This window comes from Actinophytocola glycyrrhizae, from assembly GCF_042653545.1.
Lineage (GTDB): Bacteria > Actinomycetota > Actinomycetes > Mycobacteriales > Pseudonocardiaceae > Actinophytocola > Actinophytocola glycyrrhizae.
Genome location: NZ_JBHSIS010000002.1, coordinates 1200248 through 1224915 on the forward strand (window position 1 = coordinate 1200248; position 24668 = coordinate 1224915).

Annotated in this window: 1 protein-coding gene; it reads right to left on the reverse strand. The window is 74.0% G+C overall.

Translation table 11 applies throughout. The annotated features are described in order from the left end of the window. Positions 1 to 3 precede the first annotated feature (3 nt). Entirely contained in the window at positions 4 to 24660 is a 24657-nt protein-coding gene (locus ACFPCV_RS05130) for an SDR family NAD(P)-dependent oxidoreductase (protein ID WP_378054832.1), read from the reverse strand. Positions 24661 to 24668 lie beyond the last annotated feature (8 nt).

A 24668-nucleotide genomic window follows, 5' to 3' on the forward strand; every position in this document is an offset into this window, starting at 1 on the left:
GCGTCAGGAGTCGTGGGTGTCGAGCGCGGTCTGGATCAGCGCGTCGAGGTCCATCAGGTCGAGTGAGTCGCCCGGGTCGCCGCCGGGTGTGTCGTCGGGCGGGTCGCCCGCCAGTCCGGCGAGGCGCAGCATCACGTCGAGCACCCCGGCGTCGCGGAACCGCGACAGCGGGACGGCGGCGAGCGCCTGCCGGACGGCGTCCTCACCTGGGTCACCGTCACCGTCGGCCGCGAGTTCCTCGCCGAGGTGGGCGGCGAGGGCGAGCGGGGTCGGGTAGTCGAAGACCAGCGCCGAGGACACGTCCAGTCCGGTGGCGTCGGCCACCCGGTTGCGCAGGGCGACCGCGGTGAGCGAGTCGAAACCCAGGTCGGTGAACGGGGTGGCGGCAGGGACGGCGGCCGTCCCGTCGTGGCCGAGCACCGCGGCGGCGTTGGTGCGGACCAGGTCGAGCAACGCCCGTTCCCGGTCGGCCGCGGGCGCCGCGGCGAGCCGTTTGGCCAGGTCGGTCGGCCCGTCCGGCGCGGGAGTTTCCTTGGTGGCGCCGGGGAGTTCCTCGAACAGGCGGCTGGGCCGGGCGGCGGTGAAGGCCGGGGTGAAGCGGGCCCAGTCGACGTCGGCGACGGTGACGCAGGGCAGACCGCTGCCGACGGCCCCAGCGAGCGCGGCGACGGCGGGTTCCGGTGGCATGGGCCGCAGGCCGCGCCGGGCGAGGTAGTCGCCCGCCACGCCGGAAGCCATGCCGTCCCCGGCCCACGGGCCCCAGGCGACCGCGGTCGCGGCGCGCCCTTGCCCTCGGCGGCGTTCCGCCATGGCGTCGAGGTAGGCGTTGGCGGCCGCGTAGGCGGCTTGGCCGCCGCTGCCCCAGACACCCGCGATCGAGGAGAACAGCACGAACGTGTCGGCGTCGGGCAACAGTTCGTCCAGGTGCCTGGCACCGGAGACCTTCGCGCGGATCGCGTCGGCAAAGGCATCGGGGGTCAGGTCGGCCAGCCGGGCGCCGTCGTCGACGCCCGCCGTGTGGACGACCGCGGTCACGGCGTGCTCGGCCACCAGTGCGGCCAGGTCGTCGCGGTCCGCGACGTCGCAGGCCACGACGTCGGCGTGGGTGCCGCGTTCGGCGAGCGCGTGGACGAGGTCGGCCACGCCCGGCGCGTCCGGGCCGCGCCGGCTGGTGAGCACGACGTGCCGGGCGCCGCGGTCGGCGAGCCAGCGGGCGACCTGGCCGCCCAGGGCCCCGGTGCCGCCGGTGACCAGCACCGGCCCCGACGGGGTCCACGGCTCCGCCGGGACGGCCGGGTCCGCGGGGGTCAGCCTGCGGACGAGGACGCCATCGGCGCGGACGGCCACCTGGTCTTCCGCGTGGTCGGCGAGCACGGAGACCAGCAGCCCTCCCGTGTGCGTGTCCAGGGTCGCGGGCAGGTCGACCAGGCCGCCCCAGCGGTCGGGGTGCTCCAGCGCGGCGACGCGGCCGAGGCCCCACAGCATGGCCTGGTCCGGGTCCGGCAGCTCACCGTCCCGCGTGGACACCGCGCCTCTGGTGGCGCACCACACCGGCGCGCCGGGGTCGTCGGTCAGCAGACTGATCACGGCTGCGGCGTCCAGTGTGGACACGATGCCGGCCCAGTCGCCGTGACTGGCGGTTTCGGCCTGGACGACCTCCGCGCCGCCGTCGCGCAGGGCGTCGGCGATGTCGTGGGTGGCTGCCGGTGTCCCGAGGACGAGCCAGCGGCCGGTCAGGGCGGCGGGCGGGACCGGGTGGGGGCGCCAGGCGATCCGGTAGCGCCAGCCGTCGGCGGCGGTGCGGGCCTGGCGGTTCCTGCGCCAGGCGGACAGGGCGGGCAGGACGGTGCTCAGCCCGTTGCCGGGGTCCAGGTGGAGGGTGCCCGCCACCTGCTGGAGGTCGCCGTCGTCGACGGCGGCCCAGAACTCGGCCTCGGCCGGGTCGGCGGTGGCGGGTGCGGCGCTCAGCCAGTACCGCTTGCGCTGGAAGGCATAGGTGGGGACGTCGGTCCGGGGACCGGAGACGATCCGCGTCCAGTCGACGGGGGTGCCCCGCGTCCATGCCCCGCCGACGGCGGTCAGCGCGGTCCGGGTCTCGTCCTGTCCACGCCGCAACAAGGGGACTGCGCCGTCGACGTGCGCGGACAGCACAGGATCGGGCCCCAGCTCCAGGAACGACGTGACACCCTGCTCCCGCAACGCCGCGACCCCGTCAGCGAACCGCACGGTGTCGCGCACCTGCCGCACCCAGTACGCCGGATCGGTCACCGCACCCGGCAACGAAATCCGGGGCTCGTGGTAGGACAACGACTCCGCCACCTGAGCGAACTCGGCCAGCATCGGCTCCATCAACTTCGAATGGAACGCGTGCGACACCACAAGACGCTTCACCCGCCGCCCCTCAGCGCGCCACTGTTCCTCCACCGCGTCGATCTCGGCAGCCGGTCCGGACACCACCACCGAGGTCGCACTGTTCACCGCGGCGATGTCGACACCGTCCGGAACGTCCTCTTCGGACACCTCCGCCGCCAGCATCGCACCACCAGCAGGCAACGCCGCCATCAACCGGCCACGAGCAGCCACCAACACGCACGCGTCGTCCAGGGACAACACCCCGGCGACGTGCGCGGCGGAGATCTCACCGATCGAGTGCCCCAACAGATGATCCGGCCGGACTCCCCACGACTCCAGCAACCGGAACAGCGCCACCTCCAACGCGAAGATCGCCGCCTGAGCACCATCCGTCCGGTTCAGCAACACCTCGTCATCAACCGGCAGCGGCTCGAACCGCGAACACACCTCGTCCCACGCGGCGGCGAACACCGGGAACGTTTCGTAGAGTTCCCGGCCCATCCCGACCCGCTGCGAACCCTGACCGGTGAACAGGAACGCCGTGCCACCCGGGGTGGCGGTGCCGTGCAGGACGGCCGGGCCGGGGAAGTCGGCCAGGGCGCGGGTGCCCGACGCGCCGACCAGGACGACGGCCCGGTGGGCGAGCCGGGCCCGGCGGGCCAGGGTGGCCGCGACGGCGGCCGGGTCCCGGTCGGGTCGGTCGTCGAGCCGGGTGGCCTGGGCGTGCAGCGCCTCGGGTGACGCGGCCGACAGGACCCACGGCACCGTGCTCGGCGCTCTCACCGGCTCCGGCGTCTGCTCGGGGGCCTGTTCCAGGACGACGTGGGCGTTGGTGCCGCTGACGCCGAAGGACGACACGCCCGCACGGCGAGGCCGGCCACCGGTTTCCCATGGCCGGGTCTCGGTCAGCAGTTCGACCGCGCCAGCCGACCAGTCGACGTGCTGGGACGGCTCGTCCACGTGCAGCGTCGTGGGCAGCGCACCTTCCCGCATGGCCATCACCATCTTGATCACGCCCGCGACGCCCGCGGCCCCTTGGGCGTGCCCGATGTTCGACTTCACCGAGCCCAGGAACAGCGGCGTGTCCCGGTCCTGCCCGTAGGTGGCGATCACGGCCTGGGCCTCGATCGGGTCGCCAAGGGCGGTCCCGGTGCCGTGCGCCTCCACGGCGTCCACATCGGATGGTCGCAGGCCTGCGCTGGTCAGTGCCGCCCGGATGACCCGCTGCTGTGATGGGCCGTGGGGCGCGGTCAGGCCGTTCGACGCGCCGTCCTGGTTGACCGCGGTGCCGCGCACGACCGCCAGTACCTGGTGGCCGTGACGGCGCGCGTCCGACAGGCGTTCGACCAGCAGCACGCCGACGCCCTCGGACCACCCGGTGCCGTCGGCGGCCACCGAGAAGGGTTTGCACCGGCCGTCCGGGGCAAGACCGCGCTGGCGGCTGAACTCGGTGAAGATGCCGGGGGTGGCCATCACGGTCGCGCCGCCGGCCAGTGCCATCGTGCACTCGCCCGACCGCACGGCCTGTGTCGCCAGGTGCAGCGCCACCAGCGACGACGAGCACGCGGTGTCGACGGTCATGGCGGGGCCTTCGAGGCCGAAGGTGTAGGCGATGCGGCCGGAGGCGACGCTGGTCGCGCTGCCGGTCAGCAGGTGGCCCTCGACCTCGCCGACGGAACCGGACAAGGGCAGGCCGATCCCGTAGTTGGAGGCCGCGACGCCGACGAACACGCCGGTCCGGCTGCCCCGGACGGAGTCCGGGTCGATCCCTGCCCGCTCGAACACCTCCCACGACGCCTCAAGCAGCAGACGCTGCTGCGGATCCATGGCCAGGGCCTCACGCGGGGAGATCCCGAACAGGGTCGCGTCGAAGTCGGCGGCGTCGGCGAGGAAGCCGCCCTCGCGGGCGTAGGTGGTGCCCGGCCGGTCCGGGTCGGGGTGGAAGAGCGCAGACAGGTCCCAGCCGCGGTCGGCCGGGAACGCCCCGATCGCGTCACCGCCGGTGGCCACGAGCCGCCAGAGGTCCTCGGGCGAGGCGATTCCGCCCGGGTAGCGGCAGCTCATACCGACGATCACCACGGGGTCGTCGGTGCCGTCCGCCCGGCGTTCTGCTTCCTGTCGTTCCTGCGGCGCGGCAACGAGTTCGGTCAGCAGGTGGTCGGCGAGGGCGGTGGGGGTCGGATGGTCGAACACGACGGTCGCGGGCAGCCGCATTCCGGTCGCGGTGCCGAGCCGGTTGCGTAGTTCGACGGCGGTCAGGGAGTCGAAGCCGAGTTCGGAGAACGCGCGGCCGGGGTCGATGGTGCCGACCGACGAGTGGCCGAGGACGGCGGCGACCTCCCCGCACACCAGCCCGGTCAGCAACCGGACGCGTTCGGCCCCTGGGAGCCCGGCGAGCCGTCCGGCCAGGGTGGCCGCGCCGACGCCGTGCGCCGCGCGTTTCGGGGCGGGCCGGACGAGTGCGCGCAGCAGTGGCGGCACCGCGCCGTCCTTGCCTGCCCCCAGGCGGGCGGGGACGACGTGGGTGTGGCCGGTGCGGTGGGCCAGGTCGAACAACGCGAGACCGTCCGCATCGGACAGTGCCGGTCCCAGACGGGTCCTGTCGACAGCGGTGAGACCGCCGCTGATGCCGCTGACCCGTTCCCACAATCCCCACGCCAACGACACCGCGGGCAATCCAGCGGCACGCCGCTGGAACGCCAGACCGTCCAGCACCGCATTCGCAGCCGCGTAGTTGGCCTGCCCCGGGGTGCCGAACAACGCCGACGCCGAGGAGTAAAGAGCGAACACAGCCAGATCGAGATGAGCGGTCAACTCATGCAGGTGCAACGCGCCGTCAACCTTCGGCGCGAAGACAGCAGCGACCCGCTCGGGCGTCAGCGATTCGACGAGACCGTCGTCGACCACACCGGCCGCGTGCACCACACCCGTCAACGGATGCTCGGCCGGAATCCCCGCCAGTACAGCGGCGACGGCGTCCCGATCGGACACGTCGCAGGCGACCACCCGCACATCCGCATCCAGATCCGGCGCCACACCACCACTGCGGCTCAACAAAATCAGGTGCCGGATCCCGTGCGTGGTGACCAGATGCTCGGCCAGGAGTGAACCGAGCGCACCGGTCCCCCCGGTGATCAGGACCGTGCCCTCCGGGTCGAGCGTGCGCGGCATCGTCAGCACGTTCTTGCCGATGTGCCTGCCCTGCCCCACAAACCGGAACGCCGCCTTGGCGTCACGCACATCCCACGCCCGAACCGGAGAGAACCGCAGCGCGCCGCTACCGAACAGGTCGACCAGGTCGAGCAGCATCTCCTGAATGCGATCGTGCCCGGCCTCACTGAGGTCGAACGCCCGGTACACAACACCCTCGGGAGAACGCAGGTCGGCCTTGCCCATCTCCACGAACCGGCCACCCGGCCGCAACAACCGCAACGACGCGTCGATGAACTCGCCGGTCAGCGAGTTCAGCACCACATCAACCGGCCCGAACCTCTCCGCGAACCCGACATCACGCGACGACGCCAACCGCTCAACAGGCAAACCGGTGGCACCCCACTTCCCCTCGCTCGCCGTGCCGAACACCTCAGCACCGAGATGACGAGCCACTTGAACCGCCGCCATACCAACACCACCAGCAGCGGCATGAACAAGGATCTGCTCGCCCGCCCGCACATCCGCCAGATCCACCATGGCGTAATAGGCGGTCAGGAACGCCATCGGCACCGAAGCCGCCTCAGCGAACGACCACCCCGCGGGCATCACCGTCACCAACCGGCGGTCCGCCACCGCACACGGCCCGAAACCACCCGACACCAGGCCGAACACCCGATCACCTAGGGCCAGATCGGTCACCGCGGCACCGACCTCGACCACCACACCAGCAGCCTCGGAACCCATCTCCGCGACCTCCGGATACGAACCCAGAGCGATCAGCACATCACGGAAGTTCACCCCCGCCGCACGCACCTCGACCCGGACCTCGCCCGGCCCCAACGGAACCGGCGGCACCACGACGGGCGCGAGGTTGTCCAGAGAACCGGGTTCGACCGCGTCGAGCCGCCAGTCGGCATGGTCGGGCAACGGCAGCACAGCGGCTCGCACCAGACGCGGCACCAGCACCACACCACCGCGAACAGCGACCTGCGGCTCGTCCGGGCCCGCCCACACCGCCACATCCGGATCGTCGGTGTCGACGAGCACGAACCGGCCAGGATGCTCCGACTGCGCCGACCGCACCACACCCCAGGCGCCCGCGGCGCCGAGGTCGGTGACCGTCTCCTCGGGTCCGGTCGCGACCGCGCCCTGGGAGACCAGCACCAGCGGGGTGTCGGTGCCGGACGCCAGCCGCTCCCGCACGGTGCGGAGGGCCCAGTCCGCGGCGTCCTTCGGGGCGCCGACGGGGAATAGTAGGACGTCGCCGATCACGTCGGACGCGTCGGCCGGTCCCCAGTGGACGGTCAGCAGCGCGTCTGTGACCCGGTTCGGGGCGGCGGTGGCCGGGCGCAGGACGAGTGAGTCGACGGAAAGTACCGGGGCGCCGGTGTGGTCCCAGGCGTCGAGGCGCACCGCGTCCGTCCCGGCGGCGGTCAGCCGCACCCGGAGCGCGGCGGCCCCGGTGGCGTGCAGGGTGACGCCGGTCCAGGAGAACGGGACCCGGGCGGTGCCGTCGTCGAGGAGCCCGCCCGCGGCGACGGCGTGCAGCGCGGCGTCCAGCAGGGCCGGGTGCAGACCGAACCCGGCCGCCTGAGCGACGTCGGGCAACACCACGTCGGCGTAGACGTCGTTGTCTGCCCGCCAGACCGATCGCAGACCGCGGAAACCCGGCCCATAGCGCAGACCCACGTCGGCCAGGGCGTCGTAGAGGCCGGTCAGGTCGACCGGTTCGGCCTCCGACGGCGGCCAGGACGGCATGCCGTCCGGCAGGTCCGCGGCGTCGGCGAGCCGGCCGCTGGCGTGCCGGGTCCACGGCGACTGCTCGTCCGGCCGGGAATGGATCTCGATGGTCTGGTCGGCGGTGACCAGCACCTGGACTCCGACGGTGCCGCGGTCGGGCAGGACGAGCGGCGCCTCGATGGTCAGTTCGGTCACGGTCGGGTGCCCGAACCGCAGCGCCATCTCGATCAGCGCGGTCCCGGGGACGACGACGTCCTCGCCGACCACGTGGTCGGCCAGCCACGGCTGTGATCCGGTGGACAGCCGCCCGGTCGCCACCGCCGCGTCCCCGGAGGCCAGCGGCATGGGCGCGCCGAGGAGGGGTTCCTGGACGGCGGCCCAGTACCGCTCGCGCTGGAACGCGTAGGTCGGCAGGTCGACGACCCGTCCGTCCCAGGTCGCGTGGACGGCGGCCCAGTCGACGGCGGCACCGCGCGTCCATGCGGTGCCCACGGCCGTGAGCAGCGTGCCTGCCTCGTCGCGGCCGCGCCGGAGCACGGCGACGGAGTCGGCGACGTGTGCGGACAGCACGGGGTCGGGCCCCAGTTCGAGAAAGGTGGTCACGCCCCGCTCCCGCAGCGCCGTGATCCCGTCGGCGAACCGCACGGTGTCGCGGACCTGCCGCACCCAGTACGCCGGGTCGGTCACCGCACCCGGCAACGGAATCCGGGGTTCGTGATAGGACAAGGATTCCGCGACAACGGCGAAGTCAGCCAGCATCGGCTCCATCAACCGCGAGTGGAACGCGTGCGACACAGCAAGCCGCTTCACCCGACGCCCCTCGGTCCGCCACCGCGACCCCACCGCGTCGATCTCGTCCTCGGCACCGGACACCACAAGCGAAGTGGGGCCGTTCACGGCCGCGATGTCCATACCAACTGGAACGTCCTCTTCGGACACCTCAGCGGCCAGCATCGCCCCACCAGCAGGCAACGCCGCCATCAACCGACCACGCGCGGCAACCAACGTGCAGGCATCGTCCAGCGACAACACCCCGGCCACGTGCGCCGCCGCGACCTCACCGATCGAATGCCCCAGCAAGTGATCCGGCCGGACACCCCACGACTCCAGCAACCGGAACAACGCCACCTCGAGCGCGAAGATCGCGGCCTGCGCACCATCCGTCCGGGCCAACAACACCTCGTCGTCGACCGGAGTTCGGTCGAACCGCGCACACACCTCATCCCACGCCTCGGCGAACACCGGGAACGCTCCATAGAGTTCCCGACCCATGCCGACCCGCTGCGAACCCTGGCCGGTGAACAGGAACGCCAGACCGCCGTCGGCCACCGAGCCCGTCACGGTCGTCCCGTCGACGAGCACCGCGCGGTGTTCCAGGTGGGCGCGGGTCGTCGCCAGCGTGAAGCCCGCGTCGACCGTCCGGACCCCGCCGAGAGCGGACCGGACCCGCGCGGTCTGGGCGGTGAGCCCGGCGGCGGTCCGCGCCGACACCGGCAACGGCGCGACCGGATTGTCCGGTGCGGCAACAGTGTCCTCGACGGCCGGCGCCTGCTCGATGATCACGTGCGCGTTGGTGCCGCTCATCCCGAACGACGACACACCGGCTCGGCGTGGCCGTCCGTCCGTTTCCCACCGCCGGGCCTCGGTCGGCAACGCCACCGCGCCCGCCGACCAGTCCACGTGCGGCGACGGCCCGCCCGGCTGCGGCATACCGGGGAGTTCCCCGGCCCGCGTCGCCATGACCGTGGCGATCACGCCCGCCACGCCCGCCGCGGCCTGGGTGTGCCCGATGTTCGCCTTCACCGACCTCAGCCACACCGGCCGGTCCCGGTCCTGCCCGTAGGTGGCCAGGATCGCCTGTGCCTCGATCGGGTCGCCGAGCCGTGTCCCGGTGCCGTGCGCCTCGACCACGTCCACGTCCGTGGCTGCCAGCCCGGCCGCGCCGAGCGCCTGGCGGATGACCCGCTGCTGCGACGGCCCGTTCGGTGCGGTCAAACCGTTCGACGCACCGTCGGAGTTGACCGCGGAGCCCCGCACGACGGCGAGCACGTTGTGCCCGTTGCGCTGTGCGTCCGACAGCCGCTCCACGACCAGCACACCGACGCCTTCTGACCACGCGGTCCCGTCGGCCTCGGCCGCGAACGGCTTGCACCGCCCGTCCGCGGCCAGTCCCCGCTGACGGCTGAACTCGACGAACGCGCCCGGGGTGGCCATCACGGTGACACCGCCGACGACCGCGAGCGAGCACTCCCCCGCCCGCACCGCCTGGGCGGCCAGGTGCAGGGCCACCAACGAGGACGAGCACGCGGTGTCCACGGTGACGGCCGGGCCCTCCAGCCCGAACGCGTACGCCACGCGTCCGGAAAGGACACTCGCGGCGCCGCCGGTCGCCAGTTGGCCTTCCTTCGCGTCGGCCGCGGCGATGGCCAGGCGGGCGTAGTCCTGTCCGTTGGTGCCCGCGAAAACCCCGGTACGGCTCCCCCGCAGCGATCGCGGATCGATCCCCGCCCGCTCGAACACCTCCCACGTCGCCTCCAACAACAACCGCTGCTGCGGATCCATCGCCACAGCCTCCCGCGGCGACACCCCGAACAACCCCGCATCAAAATCCGCCGCACCAGACAGAAACCCACCCACCCGAACAGACGAAGTACCGGTGGCATCCGGGTCGTCGGCGAACAACGCGCCAAGATCCCAACCACGATCGACCGGGAACGGCCCCATCACATCCCCACCCGACCGCACCAGCTCCCACAACGCCTCGGGCGAGTCGACGCCGCCGGGGAAGCGACAGCTCATGCCCACGATCGCGACCGGCTCGTCGGACGCGGCGACGGTGACGGTGGTGGTCGCGGCGGACGTACCCGCGAGCTGGGCCGCCAGGTGGCCGGCGAGGGTGGTGGCGTCCGGGTAGTCGAACACCAGGCTCGCGGGCAACGACAGCCCGGTCGCCGTAACGAGCCGGTCCCGCAGCTCGACCGCGGTCAGCGAATCGAACCCGAGATCACGGAAGGACCGGTCCACCTCCACCGCGGCCGGGTCCTCGTGCCCGAGGACCGCGGCAGCCGCCGCGCGGATCTCCGCGCACAGGATGCGTGCCCGTTCGGCCGGGTCGCGCCCGGTGAGCCCGGCGACCAGCGCGGTCTCCGCGACAGCCGGTGGCTCGGTCGTGGGCAGCAGGTCACCCAGCAGCGGGCTGGGCCTGGCGGTGGTGAACGCGGCAGCGAACCGCTCCCAGTCCACGTCGGCCACCGTCACACAGGTCTCGTCGCCGTCGACGGCCCCGGCCAACGCGGACACCGCCAACGCCGGACTCATGGCGTTCAGGCCACGGCGGCCGAAGTAGTCGGCGGTGTCGCCGAGCATGCCCGCGCCCGCCCACGGCCCGAACGCCACCGACGTCGCCACCAACCCGCGACGACGCCGATCCTCGGCAAGCGCGTCCAGGTAGGCGTTCGCCGCCGAGTAGGCCCCCTGCCCACCGCTGCCCCAGACTCCGGCGATGGAGGAGAACAGCACGAACGCCTCGGCGTCCGGTAGCAACTCGTCCAGATACCGCGCCCCGAGCACCTTCGCCGCCACAGCTTCCGCGAACCCGGACCCGGACAGCTCCTCGACCCGGCCCGGCCGATCCACCCCGGCCGTGTGCACCACGGCCGTCACCGGATGCTCGGCAAGCACCCCCGCCAAAGACTCCCGGTCGGCCACGTCGCATCCCACGACCACGGCCTCGGTCCCGAGTCCGGCCAACTCCGTCACCAACTCGGCCGCGCCCGGCGCTTCCAGGCCACGCCGACTGGCCAGCACCAGCCGCCGCGCCCCACGTCCGGCCAACCAGCGCGCCACGTGCGCACCCAAACCACCGGTCCCGCCCGTCACCAACACCGCTCCGGACGGCACCCACTCACCCGCGGCGTCCCCCAACGGCGCCCGCACCAGACGACGAGCGACCACACCGGACTCCCGGACGGCGACCTGGTCCTCCCGCCCGTCCGCCAGCACACCGGCCAGCGCGGCGGCGGCCCGCTCGTCCAGCACGTCAGGCAGGTCGACCAACCCACCCCACCGCTCCGGCAGCTCCAGCGCCGCGACCCGGCCCAACCCCCACACCAGCGCGCCATCCACCGCGCCCCTGGTCACCGCCCACACCCGGCCACCGAGACCGGCGCGCAGCACGGCAGGGAGTTCCTCGGCGGCGACGTCGACCAGCACCCCGGCCCAGTCGCCGGACGCCTCCGCCACCGAGTCGACGGCGACGACAGCGGCGCCCGCGTCCTGCAGCGCCTGCCGGATCGTGTCGTCGCACCCGATCGTCAGCCACGTCCCGGACAGCGATCCGGCCCCGACGGGCAGCGGCCGCCATTCGACCCGGTAGCGCCATCCGTCCACTGTGGACCGGGCGCGCCGGGTGCCGCGCCATGCCGAGAGGGCACGCAGCACGCGGTCCATGCCGTCGGGTTCGGTGCGCAGGGTCCGCGCGACCGTGTCGACGTCACCGGAGTCGACAGCGGCCCAGAACCCGGCCTCGTCCGGGTCGGCGGCCGGTGCGGCGGGCTCCAGCCAGTACCGGTTCCGTTGGAACGGGTAGGTGGGCAGCGGCACGCGCCTGCCGCCCCAGCCCGCGAGCAACGGCGTCCAGTCGACGGTCACCCCCCGCACGCTGGCGGCGGCCACGGCGTCGAGCAGTGCCCGGAGCTGTGGTTTCCCGGCACGCTGCGCCGGGATCGCGGTGACGTCCACGCAGCGGGCGGCCATCGCGGACAGCACACCGTCCGGCCCGAGCTCCAGGAACGTCGTCGCGCCCGCGTCCCGCAGGGCAGCGACCCCGTCGGCGAAGCGGACGGCGGCCCGGACGTGCCGGACCCAGTACTCCGGGGTGGCGATCAGCGCGGGGTCGGCGACCGCACCGGTCACATTGGACACGACCGGCACCGTCGGCACTCGCAGCTCCAGACCGGCGACGACCGAGGCGAAGTCGTCGAGCATCGCGTCCATGCGCGGCGAGTGGAACGCATGGGACACCCGAAGCCACGTGGTCCGGTGCCCCGCCGTCCGCAGCTCGGCGAGCACCTCCGCGTCGCCGGAGAGGACGACCGACTCGGGCCCGTTGACGGCGGCGATGTCGACGGCGTGCTCGTGCCCGGCGATCAGGGCGGCGGCATCGGCCTCCGTCGCCTCGACCGCGAGCATGGCCCCGCCCGGCGGCAGGGCCGCCATCAACCGGCCGCGCGCCGACACCAGCGTGCACGCGTCGTCCAGGGAGAACACACCTGCCACGTGCGCGGCGGCGATCTCGCCGACGGAGTGGCCCAGCAGCAGATCTGGCCGCATCCCCCAGGAGTCGAGCAGCCGGAACAGCGCGACCTCGTGGGCGAACATCGCAGCCTGGGTGTACTCGGTCCGCGCCAGCAGCTCCCCGGCCTCGTCGAACAGGACGGTCCGCAGCGGCTGGTCGGTGCCAGTGCCAGTGCCGAAGTCGGAGTCGGAGTCGGAGTCGGAGTCGAACCGTGCGCACACGGCGTCGATGGCGTCGGCGAACACCGGGAACGCGTCGTACAGATCCCGGCCCATGCCCGGCCGCTGCACCCCCTGCCCGGCGAACAGGAACGCGAGCCTGCCGTGCCCGGCCACGCCCTGGTGCCCGCCGACGGGTGCTCTGCCGTCGGCGAGCGCCGCCAGGTCCTCGGCGTCGAAGACGACGGCCCGGTGGTCGAGCGCGGCCCGGCCCGCCATGGTGTAGGCGGCGTCCACCGCCCGGACCCCGTCGACGGTCCGCAACCGCTCGGCCTGGGCACGCAACGCGGCCGGGGTCCTGGCCGACAGCACCAGCGGCACCGGCCCGGCGGGCTCACCGTGGACCGGCGCGGCGGCGGTGGACTCGGTGACGGACTCGATGACGGACTCGATGACGACGTGGGCGTTGGTGCCGCTGATCCCGAACGACGACACCCCGGCCCGGCGCGGCCGCCCGCCCGGCGCCCACGGGCGGGGTTCCACCAGCAGCGACACCGCCCCGGACGACCAGTCGACGCGCGAGGTGGGGCGGTCGGCGTGCAGGGTCTTCGGCAGGGTCCCGTGCCGCATGGCCTCGACGATCTTGACCACCCCGGCGATGCCGGACGCGGCCTGGGTGTGGCCGATGTTCGACTTGAGCGACCCCAGCCACAGCGGCTCCGCACGGTCCTGCCCGTAGGCGGCGAGCAACGCGGCGGCCTCGATCGGGTCGCCGAGCGCCGTGCCCGTGCCGTGCGCCTCGACAGCGTCCACGTCGGACGGTTCGAGTCCGGCGTCGGCCAGTGCGGCGCGGATGACCCGCTGCTGGGCGGGCCCGTTGGGCGCGGTCAGCCCGTTCGACGCGCCGTCGGCGTTGACCGCGGTGCCACGCACGACGGCGAGCACGTCGTGCCCGTTGCGTCGTGCGTCGGACAGCCGCTCGACCAGCAGGACGGCGACGCCCTCGGACCAGCCGGTGCCGTCGGCGTCCTGCGCGAACGCCTTGCACCGCCCGTCGGCGGCGAGTCCGCCCTGCCTGCCGAACTCGGCGAACCCCACCGGGGTCGCCAGCACGGCGACACCGCCCGCCACCGCGAGGTCGCATTCGCCGTCCCGCAGCGACTTCGCGGCCAGGTGCAACGCGACCAGCGAGGACGAGCAGGCCGTGTCGACCGTGATGACCGGCCCTTCCAGGCCGAACGTGTAGGCGAGCCTGCCCGAGACGACGCTGGTGGCGCTGCCGGTGATCAGGTGCCCCGCGAGGTCGGCGGACACGCCGCCGGTGGTGCCGTAGCCGGACTGGGAGGCGCCGACGAACACGCCGGTGCGGCTGCCCCGCAACGCGTCCGGGGCGATCCCGGCCTGCTCGAACAGCTCCCAGCCCGCTTCGAGCAGCACCCGCTGCTGCGGGTCCATGGCGGTGGCCTCGCGCGGGGAGATGCCGAACAGGTCGGCGTCGAAGTCGGTGGCGTCGGCGAGGAAGCCGCCGCGGCGGGCGATCGACGGGTCGAGCCCGGCGGTGTCCCAGCCGCGGTCGGCCGGGAACCCGCCGATGGCGTCGCCGCCGGTGCTGACCAGCCGCCACAGGTCCGCGGGCGAGGCGACGCCGCCGGGCAGCCGGCACGCCATCGCGACGATGGCGATCGGGTCGTCGTGGTCGCGCGCCGCGGCGGCCGGTGCGGCCGTGGCGGCGCCGCGGCCGAGCCGGGCGGCCAGGTGGCCGGCGAGGGCGGCGGCGTTGGGGTGGTCGAAGACGAGGGTGGTCGGCAAGTCGACGCCGGTGGCGCGGGCCATCCGGTCACGCAGGTCGACGGCGGTCAGCGAATCGAAGCCCAGGTCGGCGAACGGGGTGGTGGCGGAGAAGGACGCGGGGTCGGCGTGTCCGAGGACGGCGGCGACGGCGCGGCGCACCAGGTCGGGGAGGTCCGACACGGCACTGCTGGGAGTGACCGGTGCCTGCTCGGCGGGCGGGGCGAGTGCGGCGAGCAGCCCACTTCGCCGGGTGGCGGTGAACACGGCGGCGAACCGGGTCCAGTCGACGTCGGCGACGGTCACGCAGGTCTCGCCGGAGTCGACGGCGTGCGCGAGGGCGGACACCGCCCGCTCGGGCGGCAGCGGCCGCAGTCCCCTGCGGCGCAGCCTGTCGGCGGCCTCGCCGGAGGCCATGCCGGTGTCGGCCCACGGGCCCCAGGCGATGGCGCTCGCGGCGCGGCCGAGAGTCCGGCGGTGGCGGGCGAGGGCGTCGAGGTAGGCGTTGGCGGCGGAGTAGGCGGCCTGGCCGCCGCTGCCCCAGACGCCCGCGATCGAGGAGAACAGCACGAACGCGTCGGCGTCGGGCAGCAGCTCGTCCAGGTGCCGGGCGCCGAGCACCTTCGCGCGGATCGCCGTGGCGAACGCCTCGGGCGTCAGCTCGGTCAGTGGGGCGCTGTCGTCGGTCCCGGCGGCGTGGACGACGGCGGTCACGGGGTGGTCGGCCAGCAACGCGGCCAGGGCGTCCCGGTCGGCCACGTCGCAGGCGACGACGACCGCGTGGGCGCCGAGGGCCGCCAGTTCGTCGACCAGGTCGCCGGCGGCGGCCGGGCCGGAGCGGCTGGCCAGCACGATCTCGGTCGCGCCGCGGCCGGCGAGCCAGGCGGCCACGCGGGCGCCGAGGGCGCCGGTGCCGCCGGTGACCAGCACGGGGCCGGACGGGGTCCACGCCGGGACCGGGTCCTGCGCGGGTTCGGCGCGGCGCAGCCTGCGGGCGAACAACCCGGAGTCGCGGATCGCCACCTGGTCCTCGCCGCCCCCGGCCAGTACCGCGGCCAGGCGGGCCGCCGCCCTGGCGTCGAGCCGGGCGGGCAGGTCGATCAGGCCGCCCCAGCGGGTGGGCTGTTCCAGCGCGGCGACCCGGCCGAGGCCCCAGACCATGGCGGCGTCCGGGTCGGTGAGCGGATCGGACCGGCCCACCGACACCGCACCTGTTGTCACGGCCCACAGCGGCGCGTGGTCGGCTGCCAGCAACCCGAGCGTGGCCGTGGCGTCCACAGTGGACACCACACCGGCCCAGTCCCCCCGGATCGGTTCGGCGGTGTGTACGACGTCCATGCCCGCTGCGCGGAGGGCGTCGGCGATGGCGTCGTGGCCGACGACCAGCCAGGTCCCTTCGGGGACGGCGGAGGTGACGGTGACCGGCTGCCAGGTCTCGCGGTAGCGCCAGTTGTCGATGGCGGTCTGTTCCTTGCGGTCCTTCCGCCAGACGGACAGGGCGGGCAGGACGGCACGGAGGCGGTCGTCCTCGGGCAGCCCGAGGGTGCCCGCGACCGTGCGGGTGTCGCCGGACTCGACGGCGGCCCAGAAGCGCCGCTCGGCGGGGTCGGCGTCCCGGGCGGGCGGAGTGGCGGGTTCCAGCCAGAACCGCTCGTGCTGGAACGGGTAGGTGGGCAGGTCGACCACGCGCCCGGCGGGCACGACACGGCCCCAGTCGAGCACCGCGCCGCGCACCCAGGCGCCCGCCAGGGCGGTGAGCAACGCGGCCGGCTCGTCCCGGTCGCGGCGCAGCACCGGGACGGCGTCGGTGACGTGCGCGGTGAGCACGGCGTCCGGCCCCAGTTCGACGAACCGGGTGACTCCCGACTCGCGGGCCTCGCGCACCGCGTCGGCGAACCGCACGGTGTCGCGGACCTGCCGGACCCAGTAGGCCGGGTCGGTCACCGCACCCCGCATCGCGATCCGGGGTTCGTGGTAGGTCACGAACTCCGCGACAACCGCGAAGTCGTCCAGCATCGGCTCCATCAGCTTCGAGTGGAACGCGTGCGACACCACAAGCCGCTTCACCCGACGACCCTCAGCCCGCCACCGCCCCTCCAACACCGAGATCTCTTCCTCAGCGCCAGAAACCACAAGCGAAGACGGGCCGTTCACCGCCGCGACATCGATCCCAGCCGGAACGTCCTCTTCGGACACCTCCGCCGCCAGCATCGCCCCACCAGACGGCAAAGCAGCCATCAACCGGCCACGAGCCGCCACCAACGCGCAGGCGTCGTCCAGAGACCACACGCCAGCCACATACGCGGCGGCAAGCTCACCGATCGAATGACCGATCACGCGATCCGGCCGGACACCCCACGACTCCAGCAACCGGAACAACGCCACCTCGAGCGCGAAGATCGCCGCCTGGGCACCATCGGTCCGGTTCAGCAACTCCTCGTCATCGACAGGAATGTGCTCGAACCGCGAACTCACCTCATCCCACGCGGCCGCGAACACCGGGAACGCCTCGTACAGTTCCCGGCCCATCCCGACACGCTGAGAACCTTGACCAGTGAACAAAAACGCCAACCCGCCGGGCTCGGCCGACCCGGTGACGACGTCGTCGCCGAGCAGGACCGCGCGGTGGTCGAGCGTCGCGCGGGTGACGGCCAGCGAGCGCGCGATGTCCGCGGGCGGGCCGGTCAGTCCGCGCACGCGGTCCACCTGGGCACGCAGCGCGGCCTCGGACCGGGCGGAGACCACCATCGGCAGCAGTGCGGGCGCCGCGACGGGGAGCGTCTCGGGCTCCGGGTCGGCGGACTCCAGGATCAGGTGCGCGTTGGTGCCGCTCACGCCGAACGACGACACCCCGGCCCGGCGGGGCCGTCCGCCGGTCTCCCACGGCTGGGCCTCGGTCAGCAGTTCGACCGCGCCAGCCGACCAGTCGACGTGCTGCGACGGCTCGTCCACGTGCAACGTCTTCGGCAGCACGCCTTCCCGCATGGCCATCACCATCTTGATGACACTCGCGACACCCGCCGCCGTCTGGGCATGCCCGATGTTCGACTTCACCGACCCCAACCACAACGGCCGGTCCCGGTCCTGCCCGTAGGTGGCGAGCACGGCCTGCGCCTCGATCGGATCACCAAGAGCGGTCCCCGTACCGTGCGCCTCCACCACATCCACATCCGACGACACCAGACCAGCACCGTCCAACGCCGCCCGAATCACCCGCTGCTGCGACGGACCATTCGGCGCCGTCAAACCATTCGACGCACCATCGGAGTTCACGGCTGACCCCCGCACAACGGCCAGCACCCGGTGCCCGTTGCGGCGCGCGTCCGACAGGCGTTCCACCAGCAGCACACCGACACCCTCGGACCACCCGGTCCCGTCGGCGGCGGCGGCGAACGACTTGCACCGGCCGTCGACGGACAGCCCGCGCTGGCGGCTGAACTCGGTGAAGATCCCCGGCGTCACCATCACGGTCACCCCGCCGGTCAGCGCCATCGTGCACTCGCCTGCCCGCAGCGCCTGCACCGCGAGGTGCAGTGCCACCAACGACGACGAGCACGCGGTGTCCACGGTGACCGCAGGGCCTTCCAGCCCGAACGTGTACGCCACCCGCCCCGACGCGACGCTGGTGGAGCTGCCGGTCAGGTAGTGCCCCTCGACGCCGTCCGGCAGCCGCGCACCCGCACCGTAGCCGGAGGACGCGACGCCGACGAACACGCCGGTCCGGCTGCCCCGCACCGAGTCCGGGTCGATCCCGGCCCGCTCGAACACCTCCCACGACGCCTCCAGCAACAGACGCTGCTGCGGATCCATGGCCAGGGCCTCACGCGGGGAGATCCCGAACAGGCCCGCGTCGAACCCGGCCGCGTCGGCGAGGAAACCGCCTTCGCGGGTGTGGCTGGTGCCGGGCTGGTCCGGGTCGGGGTCGTAGAGGGCATCGAGGTCCCAGCCGCGGTCGGCCGGGAAGGCGCCGGTGGTGTCCGACCCGGCGAGGACGAGCCGCCACAGGTCCTCCGGCGAGGCGATCCCGCCCGGGTAGCGGCAGCTCATGCCGACGATCACCACGGGGTCCGCGTCGTCGGCCGCGGTGACCGCCGACGTCGTCGCGGCGGTGTGGTCGCCGGTGAGTTCACCGGCCAGGTACGCGGCGAGGGCGGCCGGTGTCGGGTGGTCGAAGACCAGGGTGGTCGGCAGCCGCAGTCCGGTCGCGGCGTTCACCCGGTTCCGCAGCTCCACCGAGGTCAGCGAGTCGAAACCGAGGTCGGAGAACGCCCTGCCCGGGTCGACCGCCGATGGCGACGAGTGGCCGAGCACGGCCGCCACCTCACCGCGGACCAGGTCCACCAGCAGCTGCTCCCGGTCCGCCTCGGGCAGCCCGGACAGCCGCCGCGACAGGGACCGGGAGCCGTGGGCGGCCCGGCGCAGCGGGGCGCGGACCAACCCGCGCAGCAGGGCGGGCACGGGGGTGCGGCGGCGGAACGCGGCCAGGTCCAGCCGGATCGGCACGGCGTGCGCGAGGCCGGCGGCCAGTGCGGCGTCGAACAGCGCGACGCCCTGGTCGTCGGTGAGCGCGCCGCCGATGCGGGCGAGGTCGGCGCGGTCGAGCCCGGCGCTGATGGCGCTCTCCCGCGCCCACAGCCCCCAGCTCAGCGACAGCGCGGGCACACCTTCGGCCCGCCACTGGCCCGCCAGCGCGTCGAGAACGGCGTTGGCGGCGGCGTAGTTCGACTGACCTGGCGAGCCGAACACGGCCGCGGCCGACGAGTACAGGGCGAACCACGCCAGGTCCAGGCCAGAGGTCAGCTCGCGCAACACGATGGCGGCGTCGGCCTTCGGGGCGAGGAGGGCGTCGATCCGCTGCGGGGTCATCCCCGCGACGACCCCGTCGTCCGCGAGGCCCGCGGCGTGGACGACGGCCGTCAGCGGGTGTTCTGCGGGAATGGCCGCCAGCAGCGCGGCGACCGAGTCCCGGTCGGCGACGTCACAGGCGACCATCCGCACGTCGACCCCGAGGTCGAGCAGGTCGTCGACGTCGGCGGTCCCGGAACGCCCGGCGAGGACGAGGTGGCGGACGCCGTGGCGGGTCACCAGGTGGCGGGCGAGGAGACCGCCGAGCACGCCGGTGCCACCGGTGACGAGGACGGTGCCGCCGGGGTCGGCCGGACGTGGGACGGTCAGGACGTTCTTGCCGGTGTGGCCGCCCCGGCCGATGAACCGGAACGCGGCCACGGCCTCCCGGACGTCCCACGCCCGGGTGGGCAGCGGGCACAGCTCACCGGAGCGGAAGAGGTCGAGCAGGGCCAGCAGCATCTCCTGGACGCGGTCGGGCCCGGCCTCGCCGAGGTCGAACGCCCGGTAGTGGCGGTCCGGGTGGCCGGCGGCGTCGCGGAGGTCGGCCTTGCCCATCTCCAGGAACCGGCCGCCGGGGCCGAGCAGGTCGAGCGACGCGTCGACGAAGGCGCCGGTGAGGGCGTTGAGGACGGCGTCGACCCGGTGGCCGCGGAACCGGTCCGCGAAGTCCAGGTCGCGGGAGGAGGCGAGGTCCTCGTCGGCGACGCCGAGCGCGCGGACGGCGTCCCACTTGCCCGCACTGGCCGTGGCCAGCACCCGGGCGCCGAGGTGGTGGGCCACCTGTACGGCGGCCATGCCGACACCGCCCGCGGCGGCGTGCACGAGGACGGTCTCGCCGGAACGCAGACCGGCCAGGTCGACCAGCGCGTAGTACGCGGTGAGGAACGCCATCGGGACAGCCGCGGCGTCCACAAAGGACCACTCGGCTGGCACCGGCGCCACGAACCGGCGGTCCACCACCGCTTCGGGGCCGAACGCGCCCGCGAACAGGCCGAACACCCGGTCACCTGGGGCGAGGTCGGTGACGCCGTCGCCGACCTCGACGACCACGCCGGCCGCCTCCGAGCCCATCATGGCCTGACCGGGGTAGGTGCCCAGCGCGATCAGCACGTCGCGGAAGTTGACGCCCGCCGCCCTGACCTCGACCCGGATCTCGCCGGGCGCGAGGCCGGGGCGCGGGATCTCGCGCAGCACGAGGCGTTCCAGCGCGCCCGGTCCGTCGGAGTCCAGCCGCCATACCGGGCCGTCGGGCACGGTCAGCGACGGCAGCGCGGACGCGCGGGTCAGCCGGGGCACGAGGACCTCGCCGCCACGCACGGCCAGCTGTGGCTCGTCCATGGCCAGCAGGGACGACGGGTCGAGCGCGCCGGGGTCGTCGGTGTCCACGAGCACGAACCGGCCGGGGTGCTCCGACTGGGCCGAGCGCACGAGCCCCCAGGCGCCCGCCGCGGCGGTGTCCGCCGCGATCTCACCTGGCCGGGCGGCGACGGCGCCCCGGGAGACGAGCATGAGGCGGGCGTCGGCGAAGCGGTCGTCGGCGAGCCATGCACTGACCACCGCCAGGACGTTGTGGACGGTCTCCCGGACCGGACGCTCCCGCGGGATCCTGGCGACGACGATCGTGTCCGGGGTGATGTCAGTGGCGATGTCAGTGGTGATGTCGGAGGTGCCGTCGGTGCCGCCCAGTTCGTCGAACCGGACGACCGGCTGTTCCGGTGCTTGTGCCGGGGAGACCGGTGTCCACTCGATGGCGAAGAGGGCGTCGTCGGCGCGGGGGCGCATGGCCGCCGCGGCACGCAGGGCCAGGGTGCCGACCTCGGCGACGGGAGCGCCCGCGTCGTCGGCGAGCCGCAGGGCGTGGCCGCCGGGGACGGGGGTGATCCGCACGCGCAGTGCGGTGGCCCCGGCGGCGTACAGGCGCACACCGGTCCAGGAGAACGGGACGCCTGCCTCGGCCGGGTCGAGGCCGGTCGGGTGCAGGGCGGCGTCGAGCAGGGCCGGGTGCAGGCCGAAGCCTTCGGCGTCGCGGTGGGCGGACTCGGGCAGCTCGACCTCGGCGAAGGTCTCCTCCCCCGCCCGCCAGACCGCGCGCAGCCCCTGGAACACCGGCCCGTACTGGAACCCGGCGGACTCGGCGGTGGCGTAGAAGTCGTCGACGGCGACGGGTTCCGCACCCGGCGGCGGCCACTGCACCAGGTCGAACGGCTCGGTGGGCAGTTCATCGGTGGGCAGTTCGTCGGTGAGCAGGCCGCTCGCGTGCCGGACCCACTCGTCGTCGGCGCCGCCTCCCACGCTGCCGTGGATCTCGACCGTGCGGGTGTCGTCGTCGCGTGGCGGGCCGACGCTCACCTGGAGCGCGACCGTGCCGCGCTCGGGCAGGACCAGCGGGCTGTGCAGGGTCAGTTCGGCGATGGCGCGGCACCCGACCTGCTCACCGGCCCGCAACGCCAGTTCGACGTACGCGGTACCGGGCAGGATGGCGTCGCCGAGGACGCGGTGCTCGGCGAGCCAGCCGTGGGTCGAGGTGGACAGCCTGCCGGTCAGGAGGACACCGTCGGCGGCGGCGAGGGAGACCGCGGCGCCCAGCAACGGGTGGTCCACGGCGCCGAGGCCCGCGGCGGCGAGGTTGCCCGCGCCGACGCGGCCACCCGGCCAGTAGCGGGTCCGGTCGAAGGCGTAGGCGGGCAGCGGGACGCGGCGCGGCGCCGCCGGGGCGAACAGGGCGGGCCAGTCGACGAAGCCGCCGCGGACGTGGAGTGCGGCGACCGCGGACAGCAGCGTCGCCGGCTCGTCGTGTCCGGCACGCAGCACCGGCGCGGCGTTCTCGGCCAGCGGCGCGAGGACGGCGTCCGGGCCGACCTCCAGGAACCGGGTGACCCCCGCTTCGGACAGCGCGGTGAGGCCGTCGGCGAAGTGGACGGCCGCGCGGACCTGGCGCACCCAGTAGCCCGCGGTGGCGACGTCGCCGCCCTCGGCGGACGCCGGGACGACCGGGATGGCCGGGCGGTGGTAGGTGAGCGACTCGGCGACGGCGGCGAAGTCGGCGAGCATGGGCTCCATCAGCCTGGAGTGGAAGGCATGCGAGACAGCCAGCCGCTTGACCCGGCGGCCATCGGCGCGCCACCGGTCCGCCAACGCCCCGATCTCCTCCTCCGCACCGGACACGACCAGCGAGGTCGGACTGTTGACGGCGGCGATGTCGACGGAGTCTGGAACGAGGTCGGCGGGGTTCTCGTCCTCGGTCATCGAGACGGCCAGCATCGCGCCGCCTTCCGGCAGCGCCTGCATCAGCCGTCCCCTGGCCGCGACGAGCGCGCACGCGTCCGCGAGGGACAGCACGCCCGCGACATGGGCCGCGGCGACCTCGCCGATGGAGTGGCCCAGCAGGTGGTCCGGGGTGACGCCCCACGACTCCAGCAGCCGGTAGGCGGCCACCTCGACGGCGAAGATCGCGGCCTGGGCGTACCGCGTCTGGTTCAGGCGGCCGGCGGCGTCGTCATCGTCGATGATGACCTGCCGCAGCGAGGTCCCCAGCGCGGGGTCCAGGTGCGCGCAGACCGCGTCGAAGGCGGCGGCGAAGGCGGGGAACGCCTCGTACAGGCCGAGTCCCATGCCGGGGTGCTGCGCGCCCTGGCCGGTGAACAGGAACGCCTGCCTGCCCGGCGTGACCGCTCCGGTGACAGCGGGGGCCTGGAGTGCGTCGGCGCGGTCGGTGGCGAGCACGACGGTCCGGTGTGCCAGGCGGGCCCTGGTCGTCGCCAGTGAGTGGGCGAGGTCCACGAGACCGAGGTCGGGCCGGTCGGCGAGGAAGGCGCGCAGGGCGTCCGCCTGCCGGGAGAGCCCGTCTGCGGTGGCGGCCGACAGCAGCAGCGGCGTGACCGGCAGTACGTCCCGCCCGGGTGACACGGGCTCGACCGCGGGGGCCTGTTCCAGGACGACGTGCGCGTTGGTGCCGCTGACCCCGAAGGACGACACGGCGGCGCGGCGGGGACCGGCGGTCCGCGGCCACGGCTGGTTGGCGGTGAGGAGCGCGACCGCGCCCGCCGACCAGTCCACGTGCGGCGAGGGCGCGTCGGCGTGGAGGGTGCGGGGCAGCACGCCGTGCCGCATGGCCTGCACCATCTTGATCACCCCGGCGACACCGGCGGCGGCCTGGGTGTGCCCGATGTTGGACTTGACCGAGCCGATCCACAGTGGACGGTCGCGGTGCTGTCCGTAGGTGGCGATCAGCGCACCGGCCTCGATCGGGTCGCCGAGCGCGGTACCGGTGCCGTGCGCCTCCACGACGTCCACGTCGGACGTGGTGAGCCGGGCGTCGGCGAGCGCGTCGCGGATGACCCGTTGCTGCGACGGCCCGTTCGGGGCGGTGAGCCCGTTGGACGCGCCGTCGGAGTTGACCGCGCTGCCGCGCACGACCGCCAGCACCCGGTGCCCGTCGCGCAGCGCGTCGGACAGCCGCGCCAGCACGAGGACGCCGACGCCCTCGCCCCAGCCGGTGCCGTCGGCGCCCGCGCCGAACGCCTTGCACCGGCCGTCCGGCGCCAGCCCGCGCTGGCGGCTGAACTCCACGAACGCGGCCGGGGTCGACATGACGGTGACGCCGGAGGCCAGCGCCAGCCCGCACTCCCCCTCCCGCAGCGCCCGCACCGCCAGGTGCAGGGCCACCAGCGACGACGAGCAGGCGGTGTCGACGGTGAGGGCGGGGCCCTCCAGCCCGAGCACGTAGGCGACGCGGCCGGAGAGCACGCTGGCGACGCTGCCGGTGCCGAGGTAGCCGTCGGACACCTCGGGGTCGGCGATCATCAGGTGGGCGTAGTCCTGCCCGTTGGTGCCCGCGAAGACCCCGGTCCGGCTGCCGCCCAGTGAGGTCGGGTCGACACCGGCGTCCTCGAGCGCCGCCCAGGTCGCCTGGAGCAGCAGCCGCTGCTGCGGGTCCATGGCCATGGCCTCACGCGGGGAGATCCCGAACAGGTCCGCGTCGAACTCGGCGGCCCCGGTGAGGAACCCGCCGGTGCGGCCGTAGGTGGTGCCCGACCGGTCGGGGTCGTCGTCGAACAGGGTGTCGAGGTCCCAGCCGCGGTCGGCCGGGAAGGCGCCGACGGCGTCCCCGCCGGAGGCGACCAGCCGCCAGAACGCGTCCGGGTCGGCGACATCACCGGCATCACCGACTTCGCCGGCCGCACCGGGGAACCGGCAGCCCATGCCGACGATCGCGATCGGCTCGCTGCGCTGGTCCTCCACCTCCGACAGCCGGGCCCTGGTCTGCCGCAGCTCGCCGGTGACCCACCTGAGGTTGTCGAGCAGCTTGTCTTCGTTCGTCGCCATCAGGTTTC